We start from the raw sequence: 26,432 nt of genomic DNA on the forward strand, positions 1-26,432 counted from the left end.
CGCCCGGCGTCGTCCTACCTCCAAGGAGGCGGAAATGTCCGATCAGGAGGCCGAGTTACTGCGATCGCTGCAGGAGGCTTACGGCCCGGCGCTATGGCGGTTCGTCATGGGGATGACCCGTGACATTGCCCTGGCGGATGACGTCGTGCAGGAGACGCTGATCCGCGCGTGGAAACACCCGGCGATTCTGCGGCGCCCGGAGACGGCGGTGCGGGCCTGGCTTTACACGGTTGCCCGCAACCTCGTCATCGATGACCGGCGCAGCGCCCGGCGCCGGCACGAAACGGGAACCGATCAGCTGCCTGAGATTCCGGAGGCGGACCGGGTCGACAGGATCCTGGACGGGTGGCTTGTCTCGGATGCGCTCGCCGGGCTGTCCGCCGAGCACCGGGCCGTCGTCATTCATTCGTACTATTTGCGGGAGACGACCGCCGAGATCGCGCAAAATCTTCAACTGGCCGAGGGAACGGTGAAGTCGCGCCTGCACTACGCGCTGAGGGCGATGCGGCTGGCCCTGCAGGAGGGAGGCGTGACGCCATGAACCAGAACGGAACCGATGAGTACCGCCGCTGGGATGCCGCGTACGTGCTGGGTTCCCTCATCTCCTCCGAGCGGCGCGAGTTCGAGGAGCACCTGTCCGGCTGCGCGGGCTGCAGGGCCGCCGTCGCCGACCTTGCCGGACTGCCGTCGCTGCTGGCAGCACTCTCACCCGAGGAAGCCCAGTCCCTCGGGCGGACGGACGGCGAACGGCGGACGCCGACGTTGCAGCCCGGGCTGGCGCATAAGGTCCAACGCGGCCGCCGGCGCACCCGCCTGGCTGTCGCCGGGATCATGCTGGGTGCCGCTGCCGCCGCAGGCGCGGTTTACGTTGAGGTCACGGCCTCCCCGCCCCCGGCTGCCCAGATCCAGGCCGCATCCGCGACGGCCCTGAACTTCACGCCGGTCGCCGACAGCGCCATGGTGGCCACCGGATCCCTGACCACGCAGCCGTGGGGAACGCAGATCGACTGGCAGTGCACGTACACGCCGTCCCCGGCCGACTACGCTTTGCCGGGCGGTCTCCGCGCGCCGGAGGAGTACGGATTGGTGGTTGTCGACTCCCGCGGCGCCACGACCCAGGTGGCCACTTGGACAGCAACGCCGGGGACAGTGGCGACGCCGACGGCCACCACGGTTGTCCCGAGAGCCGATATCCGCAGCATTGAAATCCGTGCCGTCGCGAGCGGCAAGACGCTGCTGGCCGCGCGCCCGTAGCGCCGGATCAGCGGCGCGGCGCCGGATGGATGGCCAGGACTCCATTGCAGGGACAATGGAGGCGTGACTTCCGCGACCGCACCCCTGGACCCAGCCTGCGCGAAGGGGCTTTTCGATCTCGGCGCCATCGGGGCGGGCCTGGCTTTTGCTGAATCGCTGGGAGCCCTCGCGGCGGCATTGCAGGCCGGCGGTGCGGGGGCGTCCGCGGTGGTGCAGGCGCCTCCTGGGACAGGCAAGACAACACTGGTGCCGCCGCTGCTCGCCAACATCGCCGCCGGCGTGGGGGGCGGGCGCCCGCGGATCGTGGTCACCCAGCCGCGCCGCGTCGCTGCCCGTGCGGCCGCCCGGCGCATGGCCGCCCTGGACGGCACCCGGCTCGGCGACCGCGTGGGCTACACGGTCCGCGGGGAACGCCAGACCGGCCCGGGTACCGTGATCGAGTTCGTTACCCCCGGCATCCTGTTGCGCCGCCTCCTCGCGGACCCGGGGCTCGAGGGCACGGACGCCGTGATCCTCGATGAGGTCCACGAACGCGGGCTGGAGACCGACCTACTCGTTGGCATGCTCGCCGAAGTCCGCCAGTTGCGCGGCGACCTCGCCCTCGTCGCCATGTCGGCCACCCTCGATGCCCCCCGCTTCGCCGCCTTGATTGGAGACGCACCGATCGGTGGGGCGGCGGACGGAATTGACGACGGCGGCGGCCCGGCACCGGTCATCGACTGTCCGTCCGTGCTGTTTCCGCTGGACGTGGAATGGGCCCCCGCGCCGGCGCCGCGGCTGGATGAGCGGGGCGTGGCCCGGGCCTTCCTGGACCATGTGGCCGACACGGCAGCGGCCGGGCACGCGGCCGCGTTGGCTGGCGGACGGGATCTGGACGCCCTGGTGTTTGTTCCCGGCGCCTGGGAGGTTTCCTACGTGGCTGCGCGGCTCCGCGGCCGGAGCCGCGCCGAGGTTCTTGAACTCCACGGCCAGGCCCCGCCGGCGGAGCAGGACCGCGCCGTCTCCGGGCGTGAGCCCGGCGGGGCTGCCCGGATCATCGTTTCCACCGCACTCGCCGAGTCCTCCCTCACTGTTCCGGGCGTCCGGCTGGTTATCGATTCCGGGCTGTCCCGCGAGCCGCGGCGCGACGCCGGCCGCGGAATGTCCGGACTCGTGACGGTGTCCTGCTCCCGGGCGTCCGCGGACCAGCGTGCCGGCCGTGCCGCACGCCAGGGCCCGGGCACGGTGATCCGCTGCTATGACCAGCGGGCCTTTGGCGCCGCGCCGGCGCACCCGACGCCGGAGATCGCGGCAGCTGACCTGACCGGCGCCGCCCTGGTCCTGGCCTGCTGGGGAGCCCCCGGCGGCCGGGGACTGGCGCTGCCGGACGCGCCGCCCCGGGCCGCGATGGACGAGGCCGTCGAAGTGCTGCGGGAACTCGGCGCCGTCACCGCGGACGGTCACGCAACCGAGGTGGGCAAGACCCTGGCCCGGGTCCCGACTGATCCCCGGCTGGCCCGCGCCCTGCTGGACGGCGCCGCGACGGTGGGCTACCGCACGGCGGCCGAGGCCGTTGCCCTGGTCTCGGGGGACCAGCGCGCACCGGGCGCAGACCTCTCCAGGTTGCTTGCCGCGCTGCGGACGGGCCGGGATCCCGGATCCCGGCGCTGGTCGGAGGACGTCCGGCGGATGGAGTCAATCGCCCGGCAGGAATCCACCGGTGGCGGGCATCAGAAGCCATCCGGCGCCGCGCCGCTTGCATCTGCTGGGGCCGTTGGTGCCGCGGAGGCGGTCGGGTTCGTCGTCGCCCTGGCTTTCCCGGACCGGGTGGCGCGCCGCGTTCCGGGCCAGGGGCCGGCGCAATACCTGCTGACCTCCGGAACGCGGGCCGGGTTGCCGGCCGGCAGCGCCCTGTCCGGGCACGAATGGCTGGGAGTGGCCGAAGTGTCCCGCGCACAAGGGCGCGACGCCGCGGGGACCGGTGCCGTCATCCGCTCTGCGGCGCCGCTGACCGCGGACACCGCAGAGGCCGCCGCCGGCAACCTCCTGAGCGACACGCTGCAGGCGCGGTTTAGCCAGGGCCGGGTCTCGGCCCGGCGGGAGCGCCGCCTGGGCGCGATCGTGCTCTCGTCCACCCCGGTGCGGCCTCCTGCGGAGGAGGGCCGCGCAGCCGTGGCCCGCGCCCTGGCCAGCGAGGGGCTGGCCACCATCGGATGGTCGAACGCGGCGGACGGCTTGCGCCGCCGTCTTGCCCTACTGCACCGGGAGCTGGGCGGGGCATGGCCCGACGTTTCCGAACCGGCGTTGCTGGCCCGGCTGCAGGACTGGCTGGCCCCGGAGCTCGCGGCGTTGGCCGGCGGGGCGTCGACGGGCGGGATCGACCTCGCCGGCCCGCTGAGCCGGCTGCTGCCGTGGCCCGAGGCGACCCGGCTGGGCGAACTGGCACCCGAGTCGCTGGCGGTCCCCAGCGGATCCCGGATCCGGATCGATTACCCGGACGCGGCAGACGCCACCGGCCGGCCTGTAGTGGCCGTCAAGCTGCAGGAGTGCTTTGGCTGGGCCGAGACGCCGCGACTGGCCGACGGGCGCGTGCCGGTGCTGTTCCATCTGCTCTCGCCGGCCCGCCGGCCCCTGGCCGTGACAGACGATCTCGCGTCCTTCTGGTCCGGGCCCTATGCCCAGGTCCGGGCCGAAATGCGCGGCCGCTATCCGCGGCACCCGTGGCCAGAAGACCCATGGACCGCACCCGCGACAGCCCGGACCAAGCCGCGGAACTGACGCCGGACCAGCAGCCCGGCGCTGCCAACTGACCACTCGCGCCGCCCGGGCAACAGGGGCATGATGAAGGAGCACGACACCGGCGGGCCTCCCGGCCCGCGGGACGCCGGGCAAACAGGCCGGTCAAACGGGCCGGTCAAACCTGCCCGTCAAACAAAAATCAGCCACGCGATGAAGAGTGATGGCCATGCACCTTGCGTTCGTCTCCATTCCCGCCTACGGACACGTGAACCCGACCCTGCCGCTGGTGGCGGAGCTCGTGGCGCGGGGGCACAGGGTCACATATTTCACGTCCGCCGACTTCGGACCGCTGATCCGCAAGGCCGGCGCGGACTTTCACGCGTCCGGCGGGAACTGGATGGCATCGCTGCCCGCCCTGGGGCCCGGGCAGCGGGCACAGGCGCACCTGATGCTGCCGATCATGCACCGCGTGTTCGAGGACCTCAGAACCAGCTTTCCGGCGTTGGTCGAGCAACTCCGCCAGGACCCGCCGGACGCTATCTGCTTTGACGCGATGACGCTTAGCGGCAGCATGGCGGCGGAAAAGATCGGCGCCCCGGCCATTGCCCTCATGCCCACCTATGCCACCAACGAGCACTTCTCGCTGAGATCGCTGATGCCTGCCCCGCCACCGGACGGCGCCGATGAGATGGCCAAGGTTGCGCTGGCCATGGGCCGATTGCTGGCGGAGTTCGCGGCCGGGCAGGGCGTGCGGACACCGCGGATGTTCGATGGTCCGCCTGCGCCGTTCAACATCGTGTTCCTACCCCGCGAATTCCAGCCCATGGGGGCGACCTTCGATGACCGGTTCCGGTTTGTGGGTCCCAGCGTCGGCGGCCGGGATACCGACGGCGAATGGGAGCGTGAGGGAACGGGACCGCTGTTGTTTATTTCGCTGGGCACCACCCCGCTGAACCGCCGGCCGGACTTCTTCCGGATGTGCCTTGATGCCTTCGGCGGAAGCGAGTGGAACGTCGCGATGGCCGTTGGGGACCAGACCAGCCTGGCCGATCTCGGCACGATTGCGCCGAACGTCCGGGTCCGGCCGTTCTTCCCGCAGTTGCAGGTACTGCGCCAGACCGCCGTCTTCATCACCCAYGCCGGCATGAATTCGACCATGGAAGCGCTGTATTACGCCGTCCCAATGGTGGCCGTGCCCCAGCAGCCGGAACAGGCGGCCACCGCCCGCCGGCTGGAAGAACTGGGTCTGGGCAGGCGCCTTGCGCCGGAGGACGTCGGGTCCGACGCGCTCCGGGCCGCGGTCACCGCGGTCCATACGGACGAGCTGGTCCGGCGCAACCTGGCCGCGATGCGCGATGTTGTCCGCAGCGCGGGAGGGGCCGTGGCTGCCGCCGACGCCATCGAGGCGCGTGTGCAGCACGGGGCGGGCCGGTTCGGCGACGTCGGTTAGGCCGGGCCGTGACGCCAGACCGGTCAGGGGAGCGCGGCCGCGGGATTATCGCCGTGTGTTTTCAGGAAGTCGGCGACCGTCGCCGCCAGTGACGCCCCCGCCTCGTCGGCACTGCGCTTCGCGCCGGCAACGGCAAAGGAGTGGTCCCCGCCTTCGCGCCACTCCACGGTCGCGGACGGCCCGATTTTGGCCGCCACGGCCTCGAGCAGTTCCGGGGTGGCGAACGTGTCCCGCGTGCCCTGCAGGAACAGCATCGGCAGCGTCAGCCCGTAGAGGTGCTCGTCGCGGAGCTTTTCCGGTTTCCCCGGCGGGTGCAGCGGGTAGCCCAGATAGACCAACCCGGCGGCAGGCATGCCTTCCGCGACGGCCATTGAGGCCATGCGTCCGCCGAACGATTTCCCGGCGGCCCACAGCGGCCGGCCCGCGGAACGGGACGCGGCGGCGGCCATGGCCGCCCGCCAGGTGGCGATGGCTGCCGGCGGCCGGTCCGGGAATTTTCGTCCTGCCTCGCGGTAGGGGAAGTTGAAGCGCAGGGTGGCGACGCCGAGTTCGTTCAGGGCGCGGGTGAAGCCCACAAGGAACGGATGGTCCATTCCCGCCCCGGCGCCGTGGGCAACAACCAGGGTTGCGAAGGAGTCCTCGGGCCCGGCAAAGACGCCTGACACTGCGGCTTCGCCGGCTTCAAGGGTGATCGGGAACTCGGGCGTTGTCATGTGTCCATCATGCCGGGTGGACAACTGTTCCGCTCTTCAACTGTCCACGCCGCCGGGGTAGGTTGTCCCCATGGCCAAGGAAGAAGTCCACCTCACCGTCAGCGGTCCGCACGGCGACCGGGAGTTGAGGGTGTCCAGCCCGGCGAGGGTTCTCTGGCCCGGCCCGGGACTGACCAAGCTGGACCTGGCCCGGTACCTGGTGGACGTCGGGGACGCCTTCCTGGCCGCGAACGGGGACCGGCCGGTAACGCTCCAGCGGTTCAAGGACACGGTGGACGGCGAGCAATTCTTCTCCAAGAACCCGCCCAAGGGTGCGCCGGACTTCATCCGCGCGGTCGACGTCGTCTATCCAAGCGGACGCACGCATCCCCAGCTGGTCATTGACGAAATCGCCGCAGCGGTGTGGGCGGTGCAGATGAATACGGTGGTCTTCCACCCCTGGGCCTCCCGGGCCGGCAAACCGGATTATCCGGACGAGTTGCGGATCGACCTCGACCCGCAGCCCGGTACCGGGTTCGCCGAGGCCGTTCCGGTTGCACGGGAGTTGCGGCGCGTACTCGCGGAGGCCGGGCTGGAGGCCTTCATCAAGACCTCGGGGAACCGGGGGCTTCACGTCTTTGCCCCGATCGAGCCGACCCGGGAGTTCCTGGACGTGCGCCACGCCGTCATCGCGGCAGCCCGCGAACTCGAGCGTCGGATGCCCGCGCAAGTCACCACCGCGTGGTGGAAAGAGGAACGCGGCGCCCGCATCTTCGTCGACTTCAACCAGGCGAACCGCGACCGCACGATCGCGGGGGCCTACAGCCCGCGCGCACTCGCCAACGCGACGGTGTCGTGCCCGATCCGCTGGGAAGAGCTCGGGTCCGTCGACCCGGCTGATTTCACGATCGCCACCGTTCCGGAGCGGCTCAAAGTTTCCGGCGATCCGTGGGAGGGCATGCACGCAGGCGGCGCCGGCTCCGTCGATCTTTTGCTGGAATGGTGGAACAGAGACCTCGAAGCCGGGCTGGGGGAGCTGCCGTTCCCGCCGGACTTCCCGAAGATGCCGGGGGAACCGCCGCGGGTGCAGCCGAGCCGGGCGCGCAACAGCGGCTGAGGCTGCCCGCGCGGACGGGCAACACCCGCCGGCCCATCCGTGGCCGCTCCTGCATCGAATTACCGGCATGAGCAAGTCGGAGAAGAAGAACCTGCGGTATTGCGACTACTACTGCTTCATGTCGCTGAAGGACTTCGCGGCCTGGGTCGACGCCGACGACGACCGGGAACCCGCCATGTCCTACGCCGGGACCCCTACCAGGTAAGTTCCTGGGCCTTTATTACGTAGTGGCCGTCCCGCTCGGTGAACGTGGCCCGGTACCCGCGTTTGACCCCGTTAACCACCATCTGGCAATCCGTATGCGTGTTGACCTTGATATCCGGGAAGTTCTTGCACTCCACTTCGGAAATCGTGACACCAGGGTCCGTGGGTTTGGCGCGGGCCTTGATCCGCTCGGCCAGAACCTTGCCGCTGGTCTGCGGATCGAAGACCACCACCGACGGCGGGGCCGTCGCCGTCACCGTGGTTGTGGGGCCCGGTATGGCCGGGGGAGCGCCGCAACCCGTCATCAGGAGCGCCGCGCCCAGGCTTGCTGCACATGCAGTTCTGAATAAGTTCATCGTCGATCAAGTCCGTCCGACGCCCGACCACAGGGCTGCCCGAGACCCAGGCTGCCAGACCCAACGATGCCCGGACGGGCTTGGGGAATCCTTGGCCCTGCGGCCGCGGTGCTAGCGGTGGGAACGGACAGTGCGAAGAATGCCGCGGATCGAAACGCCAACGGCGCACACCAGAGGGGCCAGCGCCACCAGAAGGACGACGGTGTTCGGCCGGAACGTCATGCGGCCCGAGGAGCCCTTGGCGTAGACGCCCAGGGGCAAGACGAAGCCGCCGCCCCCGCCTCCACTTCCGCCGCTGCCGGGCTGGGCGTCTTCCGGGCTGCTGCCTCCGCCGAAGCCGAAGGACACCACCGCTACCGGGACGATCTCTTCTCCTGCGATGTTCACGGCGGGCCCGTAGGCCCGGGACACACCGACATTCTTGAACGTGTCCACGAGGGACGAGAAAGACTCAGACATAGGACACACCATAGGCAACAGCACCCCCACGCGCCAGAGGCGTCCGCCGCTGATGCTTTGGGCAGGCGTGGTGTGCAGGGAAGACGGGAGGGGGCGGGGAAAGGAATCGGCACCAAAGCTCTGGTTGCCGGGCGTGTCATGCCCTTAGATTTGGAACTGGCGGGCTCAGCCCGCAGCACCGGAGACGAGGCACTGGAATTGAGGCACTGGACATGACGGCATCCACGAATGCGGCTTCACGGCTGGCTGACGCGCTGGCGATCATCCTTGGCACCGACGGCATCCCCCTGCGGCTGAAGGCCTGGGACGGCTCGGAAGCGGGACCGGAAGACGCTCCAGTCGTCGTTTTCCGGTCCCGGCGGGCACTTCGACGGATGCTGTGGTCCCCGGGACAGCTTGGACTGAGCCGCGCCTACGTGGCCGGCGATATCGAGGCACCCGGCGACATCTTCGCTGCCTTCGCGGCCATCAGTGCGGCGGGAAAGTTCGCCGAGCCCGGACCGTTCCGGCCGCCGACGCCCGGCGAGGTGTTCGCGCTGGTCAAAACAGCTGTCCGGCTCGGCGCGCTCGGAACGAACCCGGCGCCGCCGCCGGAGGAAGCGCGCGTGAGCCGGCACGGCCGGCGGCATTCCAAGGGGCGCGATGCCGCGGCCATTTCCCACCATTACGACGTCGGGAACGACTTTTACGCCCTCGTCCTGGGCCCTTCCATGGTGTACTCGTGCGCGGTCTGGGAGTCGGACGAGACCGGGCTAGACGCCGCCCAGAACGCCAAGCTCGATCTGGTCTGCCGCAAGTTGGGGCTCCAGCCGGGCATGCGGGTGCTGGATGTGGGATGCGGTTGGGGCAGCCTGGCGCTGCATGCCGCGCAACACTATGGGGCCGACGTCGTCGGGGTGACGCTCTCGGTCGAACAGGCGGCCCGGGCCCGCAAGCGGGCGGCCGACGCCGGACTCACGGACCGGGTGGACATCCGGGTGCAGGACTACCGCGACGTGGACGACGGGCCGTTCGACGCGATCAGCTCCATCGGCATGTCAGAGCATGTGGGGCGCGAGCAGATCCAGCACTATTCTTCCCACCTGCAGGGCCTGCTCCGCCCGGGAGGACGGCTGCTCAACCACGCGATTTCCTGGAACGCCGGCGCGACCCCGCCGGACCCTGACTCCTTCATTCCCCGTTATGTCTTCCCGGACGGCGAGATGCTCAGCCTCTCGGAGATGGTCGCGGCACTCGAATCGGCGGGCCTGGAGATCATGGACGTCGAGGCGTTGCGGCCCCACTATGCCCTGACGCTCAGGGCGTGGGTGCGGAACCTGGAGGAGCACTGGGACGAGGCCGTGCGCTTGGCCGGGCTGGGAAGGGCCCGGGTGTGGCGGCTCTACATGGCCGCGAGCGCACTCGGCTTCGAGGCTGGCATCACGGGCGTGAACCAGATCCTGGTCCAGCGCCCGGGCGGCGCGGAACCCCCATTGCGCCGTTCGGCCTGGATGTGAGGCCCGGTCCTGGAAGTCCAGGCCGTGTGCCGAAGGCTGACCCGCGGACCGCGCGAAGCTAGGCTGTCATCATGAGCAATACCGAAGTCGCGCCCCAGGAAATCCTTTGCGAAACGGACGGGACCTGCGCCGGCGTCGAACTCCTGGTTCCGCGGCAGGTCCCGCTGGGCGGCCCCCGCGCGATGGATGTGCGGCGCACCCTTCCGCAGCGCCAGCGCAGCCTCATCGGGGCGTGGTGCTTCCTGGACCACTACGGCCCGGACCAGGTCGGCGATTCCGGCGGCATGAAAGTCCCGCGCCACCCGCACACCGGGCTTCAAACCGTCAGCTGGCTGTTCACAGGCGAAATCGAACACCGGGATTCGGCCGGCTTCCACGCAGCGGTGCGGCCCGGTGAAGTGAACCTCATGACCGCCGGCCGCGGCATCAGCCATTCGGAATTTTCCACCCCGGACACCACCGTCCTGCACGGCGCGCAGCTGTGGGTGGCGCTGCCGGACACGGCACGCCACATGGCGCCCACTTTTGAGCACTACCGTCCGGAGCCGGTCAGCGGAAACGGCTGGACCATGCGCGTCTTCCTGGGCGCACTCGCCGGGTCCGTCTCGCCCGTCACCACCCACACGCCCCTGCTCGGTGCCGAGCTCCTGCTCGAAGCGGGGACGGAGCTGACGCTTGCAACAGATGTGTCCTTCGAACACGGCCTGCTCGTAGACTCGGGCAACCTTGCCTTGGACGGGCAGCCGGTCCCGACGGACAACCTCGCGTACCTGCCCGTCGGCCACGGGTCCCTGACCCTGGTCGCGGGCAGCGAGGGAGCCCGCGTTCTCCTCATTGGCGGAGAGCCGCTGGGCGAAAAAATCGTGATGTGGTGGAACTTCGTCGGCCGCAGCCATGAGGAGATCGTCGCGTACAGGGACCAGTGGCAGTCCGAGATCGGCGCGGACGCCGGCCCTGCGGACTCCAGCGCGGGCGCCGGCACTGAGGACTCCGGCGCGGACGCCGGCGGGGGAGCATCCGACCTGCGGTTCGGCCCGTTCCCGCCCGGCGGCCCCGCCGCTCTCCCTGCCCCGGCCCTGCCGAATGCCCGCATCCGGCCCCGCGGCTGACCTGTTCATTCCGGCAGGCCCAGCCAGCCCTGCACCCGTAAGCCCGACTGCCTGGCCAATCCGGCCCGCTCAAGGAGACCATATTGACCACGATCACCATCAGTAACAACCCGCAGCGCAGCCGTTTCGAAGTGCTCGACGCCGGCACCGTGATCGGCCAGGCCGCTTACGTGGACGACGTCGGGGCGGGCCAGCGGATTTTCTACCACACGGAGATCAACGAGGAATATGGCGGCCGCGGGCTGGCCGGGGTGCTGGCCGAGCAGGCACTCGATGAGACTATCGCCGCGGGCCTCACGATCGTTCCGGTGTGTCCCTACATCAAGAAGTACTTGGGCAAGCACCCGGGCTATGCGGCCCACGTGGTACCGCCGGCACCGGCGCATCTGCGGTTCCTGAGCGCCTCGCTGGCCCAACGCGTCCGGCAGTAGCCGCTCCGGGACACACCTGCGCCTCTGGACTCACGTGTGTGCGATGAACCGCTCCACACGCCGGTCCGGGATGAGCCAGATCGCGGCGACCACCGAATAGGCGGCGATCCCCAAGAGCGGGTTCACCAGGCTGAGCCCCATCCCGGCGATGTAGAGCGCCGGCGATCCCTTGCCCTTCCAGTCCTGCCCCATGGCCCGGTCCAGCGCGCCGCCGCGTCCCTGCTGGCGGATCAGGGTTGTTTTCAGGATGTAGTAGGCAATGGCGGCGAACAGCAGGTCCAGCCCATAGACGAGGACGGGTACCTCCGCCAGGCCCGTGTCATTTATCCACCGGGTGGTGAAGGGGATGAGGGAGAGCCAGAACAGCAGATGCAGGTTTGCCCAGAGCACCCCACCGTTGATCCGCCCGGCCAGATGCAGCATGTGGTGGTGGTTGTTCCAGTAGATCCCGACATAGATGAAGCTCAGCAGGTAGCTGAGCAGCGTTGGAAGCTCGTGAAGCAGGGCCGGCCAGGTCGGTTCGGCGGGGACGTGAAGCTCCAGCACCATGATGGTGATGACGATCGCCAGCACGCCGTCGCTGAACGCCTCCAGCCGGTTCTTGTTCATGGGCCGCCTTTAGTCAGGGCATCGTGGCAGATGCAACGAGGAACTGCCGACGCCGTGACGTGCGGTTCGTAAGTAAGGGTACTAGTCCGGGGTCCCTGCTTCGAGTTCTTCCTCCGCCATTTCGAGGGCAAAGCCCAGCGCCTGGACGAGATTGGTGGTCGCCGCCACGATCCGGGGAGTGCCGACGATGGGTGCAACGGCGATCAGGATGCCCCGGACATCCTCCAAGGTGATGCCGACGTCTACGGCGGTACCGGCGTTGAACAGGTAGGAGGCGCCCGGGGCGTCGACTGCCGCGAGCGCCGCAATCCGGGCCAGCATCAGTTCGCGAGGCTCAAGGGTGGAGCGTTCGAGCGAAACGGCGGTGATGTCGGCGAGGACGGCGAGAACAGGTGCTTCTTCTTCGGCCATGGTTATGTCTCCATCTGGTTTCAGTGTTGTGCGCCGAGTGACGCGACGTGAGCGGATCGGCCCGACTCGTCATGAACGTAACCCGCCACGACCAGGGGTGGCATCACCCGAACCGCATGAATCGATGGGTCAGTCGCCCGGCTGCGGAACAGATGGCGTTTTGAGCCTGCGCTGCGGGATCCATCAGCGATGCGTTGACGATGGGCCGGTTCGGGGCCAGAATCGCAGTAGCTTGAGCCGAGACGCAGTGGCGCGCTCGGCGGGGACTGACCCAGGCAAGCAGTGCCGGTGGCGGTTCCGGACCTAACAGGGAGGTCGCCGATCATGGCCGAGACCAAAAAAGTCAAGCATCCGAGTGTCGAGGAGCGTGCTGCGAAGGGCAAGGGCCGCCGGGAAAAAACGCCCGTCTCCAGCCACACAGGCTGGGTTCCCGCGCCCGACCGCCCGGATCCGGTCGCGCTGCTCGAGGAACAGAACCTCACCCGCGAACAAGACCTCGTGCCGGTGCGGCACGGCCGGATGCTGGTCTCACCGTTCACGTTTTACCGGGGCGCCGCCAAGATCATGGCAACCGATCTGAAAGACACCCCCCGGGCCGGCCTGGTATCCCAACTGTGCGGCGACGCCCATCTTTCCAACTTTGGAGTCTTCGCCTCACCAGAGCGAACCCTGTTGTTCGATCTCAACGATTTCGACGAAACACTTCCCGGCCCATTTGAGTACGACGTCAAACGCATGGCCGCGAGCTTCACTATCGCGGCCCGCAACAACGCGTTCACCAAGGAAGAAACGCGCGACGCGACACTCACCGCCGTTCGGGCTTACCGCGAGGCGATGGCAGAGTTCGCACAGATGGGCACCCTGGACATCTGGTACGCCCGTCTGTCCGAGGAACAGCTGATGGAAACCATTGAGCTGGCCGTGGCAACCCAAAAGGGCAAGGCCCTCAAGAAGGCAGCCCACGGCATGGAAAAGACGGCGAAACAGAACGTCGCCAAGGCCCACACCCGCGACAGCCTGCAGGCACTCTCCAAGCTCGCCGAGCGGGTGGACGGGGAGTACCGGATCGTCAGCCAGCCGCCGATCGTCATTCCCTCACGGGAGCTGGGGGAATCATTCGGCATGTCTGCGGATGGGATTCAGAAAGCGGTTCGTGAGCAGCTCCGTTCCTACCGGGCCACGCTGCCAGACGACCGACGAATCTTGCTGGAGCGCTTCGAGGTCATCGATGTCGCCCGCAAGGTGGTGGGCGTCGGCAGCGTCGGCACACGGGCGTTCATCGCCTTGCTCCAGGGCCGCGATGAGCAGGATCCGCTGTTTCTGCAGGTCAAGGAGGCCACAAGGTCAGTGCTCGAGGACCACCTGCCGAAGAGCAAGTTCAAGCAGCCGGGCGAGCGCGTGGTGCAGGGCCAGCGGATGATGCAGGCCGCGAGCGACATCTTCCTGGGGTGGACCAAGGGCGTGCAGGACAACCGGTACCTCTACTGGCGCCAACTGCGTGACATGAAGGGCTCAGCCATTGTGGAAGGCATGAAACCGCTCGGCATGGGTTTCTACGCCAACGCCTGCGGCTGGACCCTCGCCCGTGCCCACGCCCGGTCAGGGGACCCGATCGCAATCGCCACTTACTTGGGCAAGAGCGACAAGTTCGAACGCTCCATCACCGACTTCTCCGAGCGGTACGCGGACCAGAACGAAAAGGACTACCAGGCCTTCGCCGACGCGGTTCGCTCAGGGCGGCTGGAAGCTACTGAGGGCCTCTGATCGCGGATGCTCGAAGGACGGCAGGTTTCGCTCTGGATCGCCACAACCGGTACCACCCGCTATCCCTCCCTGGACACGGATCTTGAGGTCGACGTCGCCGTCGTCGGGGGAGGGATCGCCGGCCTGACGGCGGCGCTGGCACTCAAGCGCGCCGGCAGCACCGTCGCGGTCCTGGAGGCAGCCCGCATTGGCACCGGCGTCACTGGGCACACCACCGGCAAGGTCACCTCCCTGCACCGGCTGGCCTACACCGAACTCGCGGACCGGCACGGACCGGACGTCGCGGGCACGTACGGGCAGGCCAACCAGGCCGCCATCGAGCACATTGCGCGTGTCGTCGCGGAGGAGGGCATCGACTGCGACTTCCGCAGGGTATCCAATTACACCTACGCAGAATCCGACGACGCCCTCGCCCGGGTCCGCGGCGAGGCGGCCCTGGCCGGGCGGCTCGGCCTGCCAGCCGTCTTTACCTCCGAGGTGCCGCTGCCGTTCGGTGCCCGGGGCGCAGTCCGGTTCGACGGCCAGGCGCAGCTTCACGCGGTCAAGTACCTCCAAGGCCTCGCCCGCGCCGTGGACGGGAGCGGAAGCCACGTACTGGAGGACTCGCGCGTCACCTCGGTCCACGACGGGGTGCCCGCCGTCGTCGGGACCGGGAGCGGCACCGTCCGGGCGCGCGAGGTGATCATTGCCACCAACGTCCCCGTAGGCGACGCCGGCCTGTTTGCCGAGCGCTGCTACCTGCACCGTTCCTACGTCGTTGCCAGCCTGGCACCCGCCGTGCCCCTGGACGGAACCTTCATCAGCTTCGACGAGCCGATGCGCTCCATCCTGGCGATCGACATTGAGGGTTCCCGATTCGTTCTCACCGGCGGCGAGGGGCACCGTGCCGCCGAGGCCAGCGATGCCGCCGAGCGGTACCGCCGCCTCGCGGCTTTCTCCCGGGAACGCCTCGGCACCGGGGAGACCAGCTTCCGCTGGTCCACGCAGGACAACATGCCCGTCGACGGGTTGCCCTACGCCGGGACTTTGACTCCGACGGCGGCGCACCTTCATGTGATCACCGGCCTGCGCAAATGGGGCCTGACCAACGGCACCGCGGCCGCCCTGATCCTGGCCGACACCCTGTCGGGCCGTCACAACCCCTGGGCCGCGGTATTCGATACCAACCGCCCTTCCGCCGGCCAGGCCGGCGGGGTGCGGCAGCAACCGGACCAGCCGCCCCCACACCGGCTGCCGGATCAACCGGCCGTCGCCGGGCTGCGACCCGGCGAAGGCACCGTCGTGGAGATCGATGGCGAAATGACCGCCGTCTACGCTGGCGCTGTCGGGGGCCTCCTCGCCGTCTCGGCCATCTGCACGCATCTGGGTTGCACGGTCGCGTTCAACGCGGACGATTCGACGTGGGACTGCCCCTGCCACGGCTCGCGGTTTTCCGCCGACGGCGCCGTCATCCAGGGCCCGGCGACGATGGACCTGGCGCCGAGACCCGCACCGCGTTAGGTTCCTGCCGGTGTTCCGGCCCGTATGGCGGGGGAGCCGGCGGCCGAAGCGCGGCTTGCCCGGAGCCGTTCCAGCTTGACCACGTCCCGCCCGAATGAAAAGGCCAGCAGCCCAAGCGCCGGCCCGAGCACCATGGCTCCCAGCGGCGGAGGCACCCCCGGCAACAGGGCGAACAGCAGGGCGGCCGGCTGGGTGGCTCCGATGACCCTGCGGACCGTGCTGGACGGCAGCGGGTTCTTCAGGGACGCCCGGAACCAGGCCGCTGCGAGGAACGCGTAGTACATCAGGCCGATGCCCAGGGGCCACAGGCCGAACTTTCCCGCCGCGGCGCAGGACAGCACCAGGACCAGCGCGGCGTCCGTATCCGAATCCAGGCGTGAACCCTCGGCCGTGGCACATCCCGTGAACCGGGCCACCCGTCCGTCGACGGCATCGAGCAGGAACGCGGCCGTGCCCAGGACCACCACCAGAAGGTCTGGTCCGGTTCCGGCTCCGGCGATCAACCCCACCACCGTTTCGGCGGCACAGCAGGCCACGATGCCGGCCCTGCCGAGGGTGACGCGGTCCGCGGGGGTGGAAAAAGGGGGTTTCCGCCGCAGAACGGAGCCGGCGGCCCGGGTGATCACCGCGGCCCCCGCCGCCAGGGCCAGGAGCCAGGGCACAGGATCCGTGAGGACCGCCGCGCCGAGCCAGGCCCACACCACGAGATAGGCGCCGACGGCGGTGCCGGCATCCGCCACGGCACGGCGGGCGGCTGCCGATCCCGGCCCGGTCTGCCCTGGCGCCGGGGAAGCGGTGCCCCTCGTCGGTTCTGCAGGCCGGATTCCAGGCACGTTTGCTGACCCCGTGCCTGTAGACGCCGTGTCCTCTTGTTTCGTGCCTTCTGCAAACGACTTCAGCCTGAACCACCCCGCCCACATGCTAGCAAGTCCGCGGCCCGGGGTTGGTCAATGCTTGGACTGGGTGCCCTGCCCGTTCGTCCGCCGTCCGGCCCGGACGAAACCGATGGCTGCCAGGACGGCTCCGGCGCCTTCAGCCACGGCGCTGACAGACTTCTCGAAGAACCAGATGGGCTCGTACATGGACGGGAAAGGCCCGAACGCGGGAATATTCACGTAACGGTATGCCACCACGGCCATGAAGGCGCTCAGCGCGACGACGAATGCGACGGCGAAGGCCGCCCTGCTGCCGCGCAGCAGCACGTACAACCCGGCCAGCACAGCGGCAGCTGATTCCAGCAGGAACAGGTTCCCTTGGCCGATTCCCGCGGAGTTCCCCGCCTGGTAGCCCGGGGCCAGGTGGATGTGGACGGCGGCGTCAATGAACAGGGCAACGGCCGTGAGGATTCGCAGTGTCATGCCGGCCGTATGGACCCGCACGGCCCGTCCGGGGCTCTGGGCGCTCATTTGACCACCAGCGTCCCGTGCATGCCCGGATGGTAGGTGCAGTGATACGCGTAGGATCCGGGCTTCGTCGGCGCGGTGAAGGTGGCAGTGCCGCCGCCCTTGACCTGGGCATCGAACGCTGAGCCTTCGTCAGCCGTGACCGTGTGCGCCGCGGCATCCATGTTGGTTACGGTGACCGCCGCGCCGGGGGCCACGGTGAGCGGGTCGCCGTAGGCGAAGTCCTTGATGGTGATGGTGGTGGCGGCGGCGGTGCCCGCCGTCGGGCCGGCCCCGTAGGCGGGGCCGGGTGGGGGCGCCGACGTCGACGCCGGCGATCCGCTGCCGCCGGCGCACCCGCCGGCGCCCAGCAAGATCAGGAGCACCCATAGCGATGACAGCTTCCGACGAGCATTCATTGCGCACCACCCCGAGCGGCTTGAGGAAACGAGCGGATGAACGTACTAGCTATATTGTGCGCCTGACCGGCACGAATGGAACCAGTCTGCGTCGAACGCCGGTCCGGGACAGCCCGGGGAGATAGCGTAGTCCCTGGCATGCATCCTGCAGCCGAGGGAGGAAAATGGCGTGAAGCGTAAGAAGTCCTGGTCCGCATCGCTCACGGTGCTGATTGCCTTTGCAGCGAACGTCCTTGTCGCGGCAGCCAAGACAGTGGCCGCACTTATCTCTGGCTCGGCGTCCATGACTGCCGAGGCGGCCCACTCCTGGGCCGATACCGGCAACCAGGTCTTCCTGCTCATCGCCGAACGGAAAGCCGCGCGGAAACGCGACAAAGCCCACCCCATGGGTTACGGGCGCGAGGCCTACGTATGGTCAATGATCGCCGCCTTTGGCTTGTTTACGGCCGGCGCGGTGGTGTCGGTGATGCACGGCATCCAGCAGCTGATCACCCCGGAACCGCCAGGTGACTATGGGATCGCCTACCTGGTGCTGACCATCGCGTTCGTCCTTGAAGGCGTGTCCTTCATCCAGGCGTTCCGGCAAAACCGGAAGGCGGCGCGAGAGCTGGACCGGAACACCCTGGAGCAGGTCCTCAAGGGCTCCGACCCCACGCTGCGCGCCGTCTTCGCCGAGGACGGGGCAGCGCTTGTTGGCCTGCTCATCGCCTTCGCCGGGATATTCCTGCACCAGGTCACGGGGTCCTCCGTGCCGGACGCCGTGGGGTCCATTCTGGTGGGCATCCTCCTGGCCGTGGTTGCCGTCGTGCTGATCGACCGGAACCGGCGCTTCCTGGTGGGGCAAGCCGTGACCGGCGATATCGAGGGCACCATGGCCCGCCGCCTCCTCGAGCACCCAGCGATCGAACGCATCACGTACCTGCATCTCGAATACGTCGGCCCGCGCAAGCTTTACGTCGTGGCGGCCGTGGACATACAGGGGGACCTCCGGGAACACGACGTCGCCGCGGCCCTACGCCGCGTTGAACGCGAACTTGAGGACCACGAAACGGTGGAAGAGGCCGTCCTGACACTGGCCACCGCGGACGAGCCCTCGTTGGTCTTCCCCGCCGTTTGAGCACAACGCCGACCTCCGGGTCCGGTCCTTCGGCTGGCTCAGGCGCCTGCCGCCGTCGCGTCCATGCCGGCCGGTGGCTGCAGGCGGGCCCCGGAGGCCAGCAGCGCCTCGAGAACGGGGGACGGGCTGGGACTGGCCAGAAGGAAGCCCTGGCCCATGCCGCAGCCGAGCGAGCGCAGGAGATCCAGCTGCCCGGTGTGCTCGATGCCCTCGGCGATGACAGCCAGGTCCAGTTTCCGGGCCACTTCCAGAATGCCCTCGAGCATCGCCGCGGCCGGGGCGTCCCCAGGCAGCCCGGACAGGAAGGCACGGTCGATCTTGAGAATGTCCGCGGGCAGCGCAGCGAGCGTGCTGAGCGAGGAGAAGCCGGTCCCGAAGTCGTCGATTGCGATGCGGACGCCGAAGCTCTTCAGCCGGTTCAGGGCAGCGACCCCGCCGTCGGCGCTCGTGGCCAGGGCCGATTCGGTGACCTCGAGGATCACCTTGTCGGCCTGCGAGGCGGGGTGGGCCAGGATGCGCTCCAGGGCTGCCAGGTTCCGGTCACTCGATAGCTGAAGAGTGGAAAGATTGACCGAGACCCAGAAGTCTTCGGCAGTGCCGGGGGACCGGCGCCAGCCGGCGACGTGACGGCTTGCGGTGTCCAGGACCCAGCAGCCGATGGGCCCTATCTCGCCGGTTTCCTCGGCCAAGGGGATGAAGTCGGCCGGTCCCAGCCTGCCCAGGGTCGGGTGCTCCCAGCGGACCAGGGCCTCCACCCCGGCAATCTGGCCGGTGCCGAGATTCACGACGGGCTGGTAGTCGAGGCGCAACTGCCCGGCCTGCACGGCTGTGGCGAGGTCCGCCCGGAGAGCGGCCCGGTAGGTCATTTCGTCATATCCCCGGGCATCGAAGAGCTGGTAGCGGCCTTTGCCGCCGTGCTTGGCCATGTACATGGCGAAGTCCGCCTGCCGCATCAACTCGGCCGGATCTGCAGTGGCGGCGCTGCGCTGGGCGGCGCCCATGCTGACGGTTACCTTCAGCCGGACGTCATCGATGCAGAAAGGGTCCCGCAGCGTGTCCTGGATGCGCCGTGCGACGTCGTCCGTCGCCGTGCCGCCCTCATCCGTCACGACGATCGCGAATTCGTCGCCGCCCAGCCGGGCGACGAGGTCATGTCCGCGCACGCAGCCCCGCAGCCGTTGGGCCAGCTGGATGAGCAACGCGTCGCCGCCCTCATGGCCCAGCGAGTCGTTGACGTCTTTGAAGTCGTCGACGTCGATGACCAGCAGGCCTTCACGCCCGTCGCAGACCTCGGCGCCAGCTGTTTCCGGGTTCTTTGTTCCGGGGTCGAACGCGGCGGAGAGGCGTTCGGTGAGGACTGCCCGGTTGGCCAGTCCCGTGAGCGGGTCGTGGGTGGCGCGGAAGGTCAGTTCCAGGTGGTTGTCGTGCACGGTGGCCGCCATGGAATTGAAGGCCTCGGCCAGCTGGCCAAGTTCGTCATTGCGGACAACGCTGATCCGGTGGCTGTAATCACCGGACTGCAGCTTCACGACCCCGCGGTACAGACCCTCCACAGGGCGCATCAGGTACTTGGTCATCCGCCGGCGGAAAAAGAACACCCCGCCCGCGGCCAGCGCAAAGAGGGCCGTGCGGACGGTCGATACCATCTGCTGAAGCCCGGCCCCACGGGCGACGCCGTCGTCAAGCGCGTCGAGCGAAGCGCGACGGACGTCGGCGAGCAGGGCGCGGGCCTTGGCGCTGGATTCGGCGAACGCCGGCGCCTCCGCCACTCGGTTGCCGTGGAGAGTGGCCACCTGGCTTCCCCAGAGATTGTGCGCGGACAGTCCCTCCTGCCAGGCGGCCCGGGCCCCGCGGACTGTGGCCCGCATGCCGTACGCCTCCGGCAGGATCCGGGCGGTGGCATCGAACTGGGCGGAGAGGTCCTTTTGTTGCAGCAAAAAGGCGGCCGGATCTGCGGGTCCTGCGGACAACAGCTGGAGTCCGGCTTGTTCGTGGGTCTCGATGCCGGTCCGGAGCTCGGAGATGGCCTCCGACTCGACGCGGTGCTGTGCGGCGGCGTGCTGGATCTGGTCCGTGACAAAACGGACGCCGACCAGAGTTACCGCGGCCCCTGCGAGCAGGGCAAGGATCACCAGGATGAATGCCCTGGACCATTCGCGCTGCAGGCTCCCTGCGCGGGCGGGTTTGCCGGTGCGGGGGGTACGGGTGCCCGCCGGCCCTTCAAACGGCATGGCCGGCCCGTCGGATCGTTCGGGTCCACTGGCGTCGTTGGCGGCGGCCGACGGCGGCACAGCAGCAGGGTCAGCCAAGCTGCTGGTGGATTTACGCATGATCAGCCTCCGGCCGTGTGCCGGCAATCGCCGCATCGTCAAACAGGAGCGTAGCCGAACCTGCCCCGGCTGGTCATGTCCGGCCGCCTCCCGACACTATTGTGAAGCATGTGACAGAAGTGTATTCGACGGGTGGCCCGGCGGGTAGCGTCCGGTGCCGGAACCACACCTGCCGCGCTGAACGTCCCCGGACCGGCTGAGCCGGTCCTGCCGGGGGCTCTAGCTGAGGCAGTCTGCGCAGTAGGCGTGGCCGGCCTTCTCCTTGGCCAGCTGGGACCGGTGGCGCACCAGGAAACAGGAATAGCAGGTGAATTCGTCTTCCTTTTGCGGGATGACCGTGACGGTCAGTTCCTCGCCGGACAGGTCTGCCCCCGGCAGTTCCACGCCTTCGGAGGTATCGGCCTCGTCGAGTTCGCGGACAACGCTTCGCGCGTCAGGCGCATTCGCCGAACGGAGCGCCTCCAGGGAAGCGTTGCGGGATTCCGCGACGTCGGAGCGTACTTCGTCATAATCGGTTGCCACCTGGTGATACTCATTTCAGTTGCTGGGCGTGTGATTCGGAGTCTCTCCGGATCTACGTGTCGCCGGATCTACGTATCTCTGTATCTCCGGATCTCCGGATCTCCGGGATTGAACCGTACAGCATGACGCCGTGTAAATGCTGGGGACCGGGGCAGTCGCGGCAGTGACGCTCATGACACCCGGAGGCGGACGCCCCCGACGCCGGCCTTCCTGCTTTGTTCGCCACTCGTCACCGGGGCGTCACGCGCCGTTAATTTGGGTGCCCTAGCCTGATTCTTTAGGCACCATCCACCTTGGGCACCATCCGCACCATCCGTCGGGAGGATTCACCATGGCCGATATTGCTGCAGTGCTGGGACGGCTCACGCAGGACGAACTCAATGAACTGCGGTCCCTGGGCCCCAGCGGGCACCTGACCCGGCGCCTGACCGACGCCATCGACCGCGCAGCCGGCGGCCCCGGAGCCGGGCGCGGCTACTACGTCCCCAACGGGAGCGTCAGTTCCACCGGCGGACCGCACGTGGTCCTGCGCAGCGACGTTTCGGGGTGGCTGTTCGGTCCTCCCCAACAGGCCTGACCGAACAGCGACGGGCATCCCCTCCCACTGGACCCGCCAGGTTCCTTCCAGCCCGGCCCCGGAAGGGCCATACTGGCCCAAAGAGAGGGGGCTGGATTGCGGATCCTGATGGTGGAGGATGAGCATGCCCTGGCGGAAACAGTCCGCCGCGGGCTGAAGAACGAGGGGTTCGTCGTCGACGTCGCCCACGACGGCGTGCGGGGACTCGCGGCGGCGCTGGAGAACGCGTACGATGCCATCCTGCTGGACCTCATGCTGCCGCGGATGAACGGCTACGACGTCTTGAAGGAACTGCGGCAACGCAAGGTGTGGACTCCGGTGCTGATGCTCACGGCCAAGGACGGCGAATACGACCAGACCGATGCCTTCGACCTGGGCGCTGATGACTACCTCACCAAGCCGTTCAGCTTCCTGGTGCTGGTGGCCCGGATCAGGGCGTTGATCCGGCGCGGAGCGCCCGCCAGGCCTGTCATCATGACACTTGGCACGCTGTCCCTGGACCCCGTCAGCCACAGTGTGCGCCGCGGCGACACCCTCATCAGCCTCACGGCCAGGGAGTACGGGCTCCTGCATTATCTGATGCGCCGGCATGACCAGATCGTCTCAAAGGCGGAAATCCTGCAAAACGTCTGGGATCCGGCTTTCGAGGGCGCGAACAATGTGGTGGAGGTGTACATCGGCTACCTTCGGCGCAAGATTGATGTCCCGTTCGGGATCCACAGCCTGACCACGGTGCGCGGCATGGGCTATCTGCTCAGCGCCGACCCGACCCCTGAACCCCGTGCCGCCGGGAGTTCCGAGGAGTGACGTCGGCCGGCTCCACAGGTTCCGGAAGGGGAAATGTGATCTCAAAGCGGCAGTGACCCGCCGGTCCGTCCGTCGGACGGATGCTCCCATGATGGGCGGCCACAATTCCAGCCGCGATGGCCAGGCCAAGTCCGCTGCCGCCGCCTTCCCGGGAACGGCTGCCATCGAGCCGGACAAACCGTTCGAAGATCCGTTCCCGGTCCGCCTCCGGGATGGGGTCGCCGTCGTTGTCGACAGTGAGGATGACCCGGTCCCCGGCGGTGTGCAGGTCCACGGCGATCCGGGACAGGGCGTGGCGGTCCGCGTTGTCCAGGACATTCCGCAGGACCTGCGCCAGCCGCCGGGCGTCGCCGCGGATCCGGGTCGGAACGAGCTGCACCGAGATCTGGTTCCGGCTGGTGGACCGCAGCCGGCGGATCTCCTGGTCCAGCACGTCGTCAAGATCGACGTCCTTCTGCTCCACGCGCAGGCCGCCGTCGTTGGCCTTGGCCAGTGTCAGCAGGTCCTCCACGAGGAAGCTCATGCGGGCCGTCTCCTCGGAGAGGACATCCTTCATCTGAAGCCACATCGCCCCGGTCGGGTCCGCCGCCGCGATCTCGATCCCGGCCCTCAGCGTGGCCAGCGGGCTGCGCAGCTCGTGGCTGGCGTCCGAGACGAATCTGCGCTGTTCGGTGTCCGAGGCCTGCAGCCGGTCCAGCATGGTGTTCATGGTCAGCGCCAGGGCGTGGATTTCGTCGTTGGTGGGCGGGACGTCGACGCGCCCGTCCAGCCGCTCGGCCTTGATCCGGGCCACCTGGCCACGGATCCGCTCAACCTGGCGGAGGGAACGCCCCACCAGGAGCCATACGGCCACGGCCACGGTCCCGAGCAGCAGCGGCGTGGCTCCCAGCATGAACCACGCAACGGTGGAAATGGTGTCCGCCTGTATCTGTGATGCCTGGGCCACCACCACGGTATAGCTCAACGTGCCGGTCCGTGCTCCCACGGTGACGATGTGGTAGTCGTCGGTGTCCCCGATGCTCGGAAGGCTCGAGACGTCCTGGGTCATGGTGTGGCCCGGGCTGGGCCGCTGGGCTGAGAGCGGGGCGTTGGCGACCTCGGGGTCCGAGCTGGCCAGGACATACCCTTCGGCATCCAGCACCTGGACGAACTGGCCCGCATGCGCGGTGTCAATGATGTAGGCGCGGGCATCCTCGATGTCCATGTCCTCCATCTCGGCGACCACGTCCAGGGCCTTCTGCTGGGCTGCGGCGTCGCTCGACCGCGCCAGGGACGCCTGCAGCAGGACCAGAAGGACGACGCCGCCGAGCAGCAGCGCCACGGCTACGACGCCGACGGCGACCGCCGTCGAGCGCTTCCGCACGCCCCATCGAATCTCGCCCGTGCCGGGGCCGGAGGGGGCCCGTTTGCCCAGTGCCATGCTCCAAGAATGCGTCAATGCGCGGTTCGGGACAACCACCGCGGCCGCATTGCCGGCGCCGCCCGCCCGGCCGGCACCCCCGGCGGTGGCCGGAGCGCTCCTGCATGCGCGCACGTCCCCAGGGAGAGGCTGCTCTCAGTCTCTTCTCAGCGGGATGGGGGAGAGTGGAAATAGGCCGCATAAGACCGGCCGCCGGCCGCCACGGGGCCGTTCGTCCACAGATTCCGGCCGCACGCTCTCCTCAACCAGTGTGCGGCCGGACACGGCACCCGGGCGAAGCGGCGCAGCGGACGCCGACACAGCCGCTACCGATATTCCATGCCGATAAGCCGCGGGCCAGCGCCTCAAGGCCGGGGCGTCACCCGGAGCCAGACGAACTGCCGGGCGTCCAGGACCAGTCCCGCGTCGAGGCACACGTGGGCGCCGGTCAGGACGTCGACGGCGCCGGCCGCGAAGCCGGAGAGCGTCAACGCCGTTACCTCCTCGGGGTCGTCGCTGAAGTTGGCCAGGGCGAGGATCAGCGTTCCATTTCCGGGACGCTGGTACCCCAGGACACCCGGGTTGTTCGTGGCGAACCCGACCAGCCGGGTCCCGGCCAGTTCCGGCGTCGCGGACCGTACGGACACCATCCGGCGCAGCCCGGCAAAGACCGCCCCGGCGGGGGTTTCCGGCTCCGCGCGCCGCGCGTACCCTGCGGCCGGGTAGTGCGGCCGGTGCACCCAGCGGCTGTCCGTTCCGTGGCCTTCCTCGGCGGCGTACCCGTAGTCGTTGAACTGGCCGACCTCGTCACCGAGATACAGCAGCGGGATGCCCCCGGTGCTGAAGGCCACCGAGTGGGCCAGCAGGATCCGGTCCACCGCCGCAGCGGTTCCGCCCTCGAGCCCGCAGAGCGACGCCGTTGTGCCGGAAATCCGGCAGTCGCCGGTGCGGGGGTTGTCCTGAAAAGGCACGCCGCGGGCGAAGCTGCCAGGGAAACGGTTGACGAAGAAGGAATTGAGGAACCGCCGGTGCTCGAAGGCATTGATGCCAAGCTCGGCAGCGTCCTCATCCGCAAACGTCCAGCCGATGTCGTCATGGCTGCGGACATAGTTCACCCACGCCGTGCCGTCCGGAATATTGTGGCGCCGCTCCAGGGCCTGGGTGAGCAGGGACACGTCGCGGGTGGCCAGCGCCTCCCAGGTCAGCGCCATCTGCAGGGGGTTGTAGGAGAGCTGGCACTCGGCGGGGTCAATGTAGCGGGCCACCTCGTCGGGGTGGACGATCGCCTCGGACTTGAACAGCAGCGACGGCGCCGCCAGCCGGCACACGGCGTTGAACGCCTGCAGCAGCGTGTGGGCTTCGGGAAGGTTCTCACAGGGTGTGCCGAGCTGCTTCCAAATGAAGGCGACGGCGTCCATCCGGAGAATGTCCACGCCTTGGTTGGCCAGGAACAGCATCTCGCCCGCCATGGCCCGGAACACGTCCGGGTTGGAGTAGTTCAGGTCCCACTGGAAGGTGTGGAACGTGGTCCAGACCCACCGTCCGTCCGGCAAATCCACAAATGAGCCGGGATGGTCGTCCGGGAAGATTTCGCGCACAGTTTGCTCGAACGCGTCCGGCATGGACCTGTCCGGGAAGATCCAGTAGTAGTCGCTGTAGGCCGGCTCGCCCGCGGCCGCCTTCCGGGCCCATTCGTGCTCGTCGGAGGTGTGGTTGAAGATGAAGTCGACCACGAGGCTGATACCGTTCTCCCGCAGCTCGGCGGCGAGGTCGCGCAGCTGCTCCATGGTGCCCAGCCCGGGATTGACGTCCCGGTAACTGGAAACGGCGTAGCCGCCGTCGGAGTGCGGTTCGGGGGCCAGGAACAGCGGCATCAGGTGCAGATAGGTCAGGCCCAGTTCCTTGAAATAGGGGATCCGGGCGCGGACGCCTTCGAGGTCCCTGGCGTATCTGTCGACGTAGCAAACGCCGCCGAGCATGGTGTTGGACTGGAACCAGCCGCTGTTGTGTTCCCGTTCGGCGTCGAGGCCCTTGAGCGCGGCAGGCCTCTCTGCCCACGAGCGGGCAGACTGCATCACAAGGTCGGTGAGCTGATCCAGCCAATCCGGCCGTGCGCCGTAGAGATCGTGGAACAGCCGGAACAAGGCCGGGAAATGACGGTCGAAGCGCTCTTCGAAGACGGCCCGGTCCGCGCCGTCCCACCCGATGCCCGTGCCCGCCGCTAAGGCCCGGAGCACATGCCGGCGGGCCTCGCTGTCGACGCCGTCTGCTAAGAGGGCGGGTTCAACCATGGAGCATCTCCTTTGACC

At 68.5% G+C, this 26,432-nt stretch carries 26 protein-coding genes; 14 read left to right on the plus strand and 12 right to left on the minus strand.

Translation table 11 applies throughout. The features are described from left to right. The first annotated feature begins 34 nt into the window (after nucleotides 1-34). From AC1D1A_RS17305 to AC1D1A_RS17320, 4 genes are all read left to right on the plus strand, one after another. Complete coding sequence (locus AC1D1A_RS17305) at nucleotides 35-541, plus strand: sigma-70 family RNA polymerase sigma factor (protein ID WP_476948295.1); 507 nt, start codon at nucleotides 35-37, stop codon at nucleotides 539-541. Then, nucleotides 538-1,254, plus strand: a complete 717-nt coding sequence (locus AC1D1A_RS17310; protein WP_476855986.1) for an anti-sigma factor family protein — start codon at nucleotides 538-540, stop codon at nucleotides 1,252-1,254. Before AC1D1A_RS17305 ends, AC1D1A_RS17310 begins: the two co-directional genes overlap by 4 nt. Nucleotides 1,255-1,317: 63 nt before the next feature. Beyond that, entirely contained in the window at nucleotides 1,318-4,011 is a 2,694-nt protein-coding gene (gene hrpB / locus AC1D1A_RS17315; protein WP_476948296.1) for an ATP-dependent helicase HrpB, read from the plus strand. Between the two features lie 259 nt (nucleotides 4,012-4,270). Next, nucleotides 4,271-5,422: a macrolide family glycosyltransferase gene (locus AC1D1A_RS17320; protein WP_476948305.1), complete on the plus strand. Its 1,152-nt coding sequence runs from the start codon at nucleotides 4,271-4,273 to the stop codon at nucleotides 5,420-5,422. Between the two features lie 23 nt (nucleotides 5,423-5,445). Here AC1D1A_RS17320 and AC1D1A_RS17325 read toward each other — a convergent pair whose 3' ends face one another. Beyond that, nucleotides 5,446-6,135, minus strand: coding sequence for an alpha/beta hydrolase family protein (locus AC1D1A_RS17325; protein ID WP_476948297.1), 690 nt, complete (start codon nucleotides 6,133-6,135; stop codon nucleotides 5,446-5,448). Between the two features lie 70 nt (nucleotides 6,136-6,205). Here AC1D1A_RS17325 and ligD point away from each other — a divergent pair, with 70 nt between their 5' ends. Both ligD and AC1D1A_RS17335 read left to right on the plus strand, forming a co-directional pair. Next, nucleotides 6,206-7,231 carry a non-homologous end-joining DNA ligase gene (gene ligD / locus AC1D1A_RS17330; protein ID WP_476871506.1) on the plus strand — a complete coding sequence of 342 codons (1,026 nt, stop codon included), beginning with the start codon at nucleotides 6,206-6,208 and terminating at the stop codon, nucleotides 7,229-7,231. Between the two features lie 67 nt (nucleotides 7,232-7,298). Continuing rightward, nucleotides 7,299-7,436 carry a hypothetical protein gene (locus AC1D1A_RS17335; RefSeq protein WP_164468558.1) on the plus strand — a complete coding sequence of 46 codons (138 nt, stop codon included), beginning with the start codon at nucleotides 7,299-7,301 and terminating at the stop codon, nucleotides 7,434-7,436. On the opposite strand, the gene AC1D1A_RS17340 is transcribed toward AC1D1A_RS17335, so the two are convergent. Both AC1D1A_RS17340 and AC1D1A_RS17345 read right to left on the minus strand, forming a co-directional pair. Next, on the minus strand, nucleotides 7,426-7,692 hold the full coding sequence (locus AC1D1A_RS17340; protein ID WP_476849564.1) for a hypothetical protein: 267 nt from the start codon (nucleotides 7,690-7,692) through the stop codon (nucleotides 7,426-7,428). The two genes, AC1D1A_RS17335 and AC1D1A_RS17340, sit on opposite strands and share 11 nt — an antisense overlap. Nucleotides 7,693-7,902: 210 nt before the next feature. After that, nucleotides 7,903-8,250: a hypothetical protein gene (locus AC1D1A_RS17345; protein WP_043436051.1), complete on the minus strand. Its 348-nt coding sequence runs from the start codon at nucleotides 8,248-8,250 to the stop codon at nucleotides 7,903-7,905. Between the two features lie 212 nt (nucleotides 8,251-8,462). Between AC1D1A_RS17345 and AC1D1A_RS17350 the strand changes: the two genes are divergently transcribed. The 3 genes from AC1D1A_RS17350 (at nucleotide 8,463) to AC1D1A_RS17360 (ending at nucleotide 11,286) form a co-directional block, all read left to right on the plus strand. Beyond that, nucleotides 8,463-9,746, plus strand: coding sequence for a class I SAM-dependent methyltransferase (locus AC1D1A_RS17350; RefSeq protein ID WP_476948298.1), 1,284 nt, complete (start codon nucleotides 8,463-8,465; stop codon nucleotides 9,744-9,746). Nucleotides 9,747-9,817: 71 nt separating this feature from the next. Beyond that, a complete protein-coding gene (locus AC1D1A_RS17355; RefSeq protein ID WP_476948299.1) occupies nucleotides 9,818-10,855 on the plus strand; it encodes a pirin family protein in 1,038 nt (345 codons plus the stop codon). Nucleotides 10,856-10,938: 83 nt separating this feature from the next. Next, nucleotides 10,939-11,286 (plus strand): GNAT family N-acetyltransferase, encoded by a 348-nt coding sequence (locus tag AC1D1A_RS17360; protein ID WP_476855979.1) that lies wholly within the window; start codon nucleotides 10,939-10,941, stop codon nucleotides 11,284-11,286. Between the two features lie 30 nt (nucleotides 11,287-11,316). Here AC1D1A_RS17360 and AC1D1A_RS17365 read toward each other — a convergent pair whose 3' ends face one another. Next, nucleotides 11,317-11,895: a TMEM175 family protein gene (locus AC1D1A_RS17365; protein WP_028276784.1), complete on the minus strand. Its 579-nt coding sequence runs from the start codon at nucleotides 11,893-11,895 to the stop codon at nucleotides 11,317-11,319. An 81-nt stretch (nucleotides 11,896-11,976) separates the two neighbouring features. Then, nucleotides 11,977-12,306: a carboxymuconolactone decarboxylase gene (locus tag AC1D1A_RS17370; RefSeq protein ID WP_476849568.1), complete on the minus strand. Its 330-nt coding sequence runs from the start codon at nucleotides 12,304-12,306 to the stop codon at nucleotides 11,977-11,979. A gap of 324 nt (nucleotides 12,307-12,630) precedes the next feature. Here AC1D1A_RS17370 and AC1D1A_RS17375 point away from each other — a divergent pair, with 324 nt between their 5' ends. Together AC1D1A_RS17375 and AC1D1A_RS17380 are read left to right on the plus strand one after the other, a co-directional pair. Continuing rightward, on the plus strand, nucleotides 12,631-14,070 hold the full coding sequence (locus AC1D1A_RS17375) for a DUF2252 domain-containing protein (protein ID WP_476931734.1): 1,440 nt from the start codon (nucleotides 12,631-12,633) through the stop codon (nucleotides 14,068-14,070). A 6-nt stretch (nucleotides 14,071-14,076) separates the two neighbouring features. Next, nucleotides 14,077-15,570 carry an FAD-dependent oxidoreductase gene (locus tag AC1D1A_RS17380; protein WP_476948300.1) on the plus strand — a complete coding sequence of 498 codons (1,494 nt, stop codon included), beginning with the start codon at nucleotides 14,077-14,079 and terminating at the stop codon, nucleotides 15,568-15,570. On the opposite strand, the gene AC1D1A_RS17385 is transcribed toward AC1D1A_RS17380, so the two are convergent. The 3 genes from AC1D1A_RS17385 to AC1D1A_RS17395 form a co-directional block, all read right to left on the minus strand. Then, nucleotides 15,567-16,403: a CDP-alcohol phosphatidyltransferase family protein gene (locus AC1D1A_RS17385; RefSeq protein WP_476872599.1), complete on the minus strand. Its 837-nt coding sequence runs from the start codon at nucleotides 16,401-16,403 to the stop codon at nucleotides 15,567-15,569. The two genes, AC1D1A_RS17380 and AC1D1A_RS17385, sit on opposite strands and share 4 nt — an antisense overlap. Nucleotides 16,404-16,517: 114 nt before the next feature. Continuing rightward, the gene (locus tag AC1D1A_RS17390; RefSeq protein WP_476872598.1) at nucleotides 16,518-16,928 is read right to left on the minus strand and encodes a hypothetical protein; all 411 of its coding nucleotides are present in this window, start codon (nucleotides 16,926-16,928) and stop codon (nucleotides 16,518-16,520) included. A 44-nt stretch (nucleotides 16,929-16,972) separates the two neighbouring features. Beyond that, complete coding sequence (locus AC1D1A_RS17395; RefSeq protein WP_476849573.1) at nucleotides 16,973-17,338, minus strand: cupredoxin domain-containing protein; 366 nt, start codon at nucleotides 17,336-17,338, stop codon at nucleotides 16,973-16,975. 202 nt (nucleotides 17,339-17,540) lie between these two features. On the opposite strand from AC1D1A_RS17395, the gene AC1D1A_RS17400 reads away from it, so the two are divergent. After that, nucleotides 17,541-18,488, plus strand: a complete 948-nt coding sequence (locus tag AC1D1A_RS17400; protein ID WP_476948301.1) for a cation diffusion facilitator family transporter — start codon at nucleotides 17,541-17,543, stop codon at nucleotides 18,486-18,488. A gap of 38 nt (nucleotides 18,489-18,526) precedes the next feature. Here the strand turns inward: AC1D1A_RS17400 and AC1D1A_RS17405 are convergent, their stop codons facing one another. After that, nucleotides 18,527-20,818: a putative bifunctional diguanylate cyclase/phosphodiesterase gene (locus AC1D1A_RS17405; protein ID WP_476948302.1), complete on the minus strand. Its 2,292-nt coding sequence runs from the start codon at nucleotides 20,816-20,818 to the stop codon at nucleotides 18,527-18,529. 219 nt (nucleotides 20,819-21,037) lie between these two features. Continuing rightward, nucleotides 21,038-21,340, minus strand: coding sequence for a DUF4193 domain-containing protein (locus AC1D1A_RS17410; protein ID WP_028276793.1), 303 nt, complete (start codon nucleotides 21,338-21,340; stop codon nucleotides 21,038-21,040). A 331-nt stretch (nucleotides 21,341-21,671) separates the two neighbouring features. Here AC1D1A_RS17410 and AC1D1A_RS17415 point away from each other — a divergent pair, with 331 nt between their 5' ends. Continuing rightward, nucleotides 21,672-21,917: a hypothetical protein gene (locus AC1D1A_RS17415; protein ID WP_230008878.1), complete on the plus strand. Its 246-nt coding sequence runs from the start codon at nucleotides 21,672-21,674 to the stop codon at nucleotides 21,915-21,917. Nucleotides 21,918-22,013: 96 nt separating this feature from the next. Beyond that, complete coding sequence (locus AC1D1A_RS17420) at nucleotides 22,014-22,724, plus strand: response regulator transcription factor (RefSeq protein WP_230008877.1); 711 nt, start codon at nucleotides 22,014-22,016, stop codon at nucleotides 22,722-22,724. Here AC1D1A_RS17420 and AC1D1A_RS17425 read toward each other — a convergent pair. Both AC1D1A_RS17425 and AC1D1A_RS17430 read right to left on the minus strand, forming a co-directional pair. Next, on the minus strand, nucleotides 22,672-24,144 hold the full coding sequence (locus AC1D1A_RS17425) for a sensor histidine kinase (RefSeq protein WP_230008876.1): 1,473 nt from the start codon (nucleotides 24,142-24,144) through the stop codon (nucleotides 22,672-22,674). The genes AC1D1A_RS17420 and AC1D1A_RS17425 overlap by 53 nt on opposite strands. Nucleotides 24,145-24,488: 344 nt before the next feature. Beyond that, nucleotides 24,489-26,414, minus strand: coding sequence for an alpha-amylase family protein (locus AC1D1A_RS17430; protein ID WP_476948303.1), 1,926 nt, complete (start codon nucleotides 26,412-26,414; stop codon nucleotides 24,489-24,491). Nucleotides 26,415-26,432: the final 18 nt, after the last annotated feature.

Source organism: Arthrobacter sp. P1_B9 (assembly GCF_056406495.1).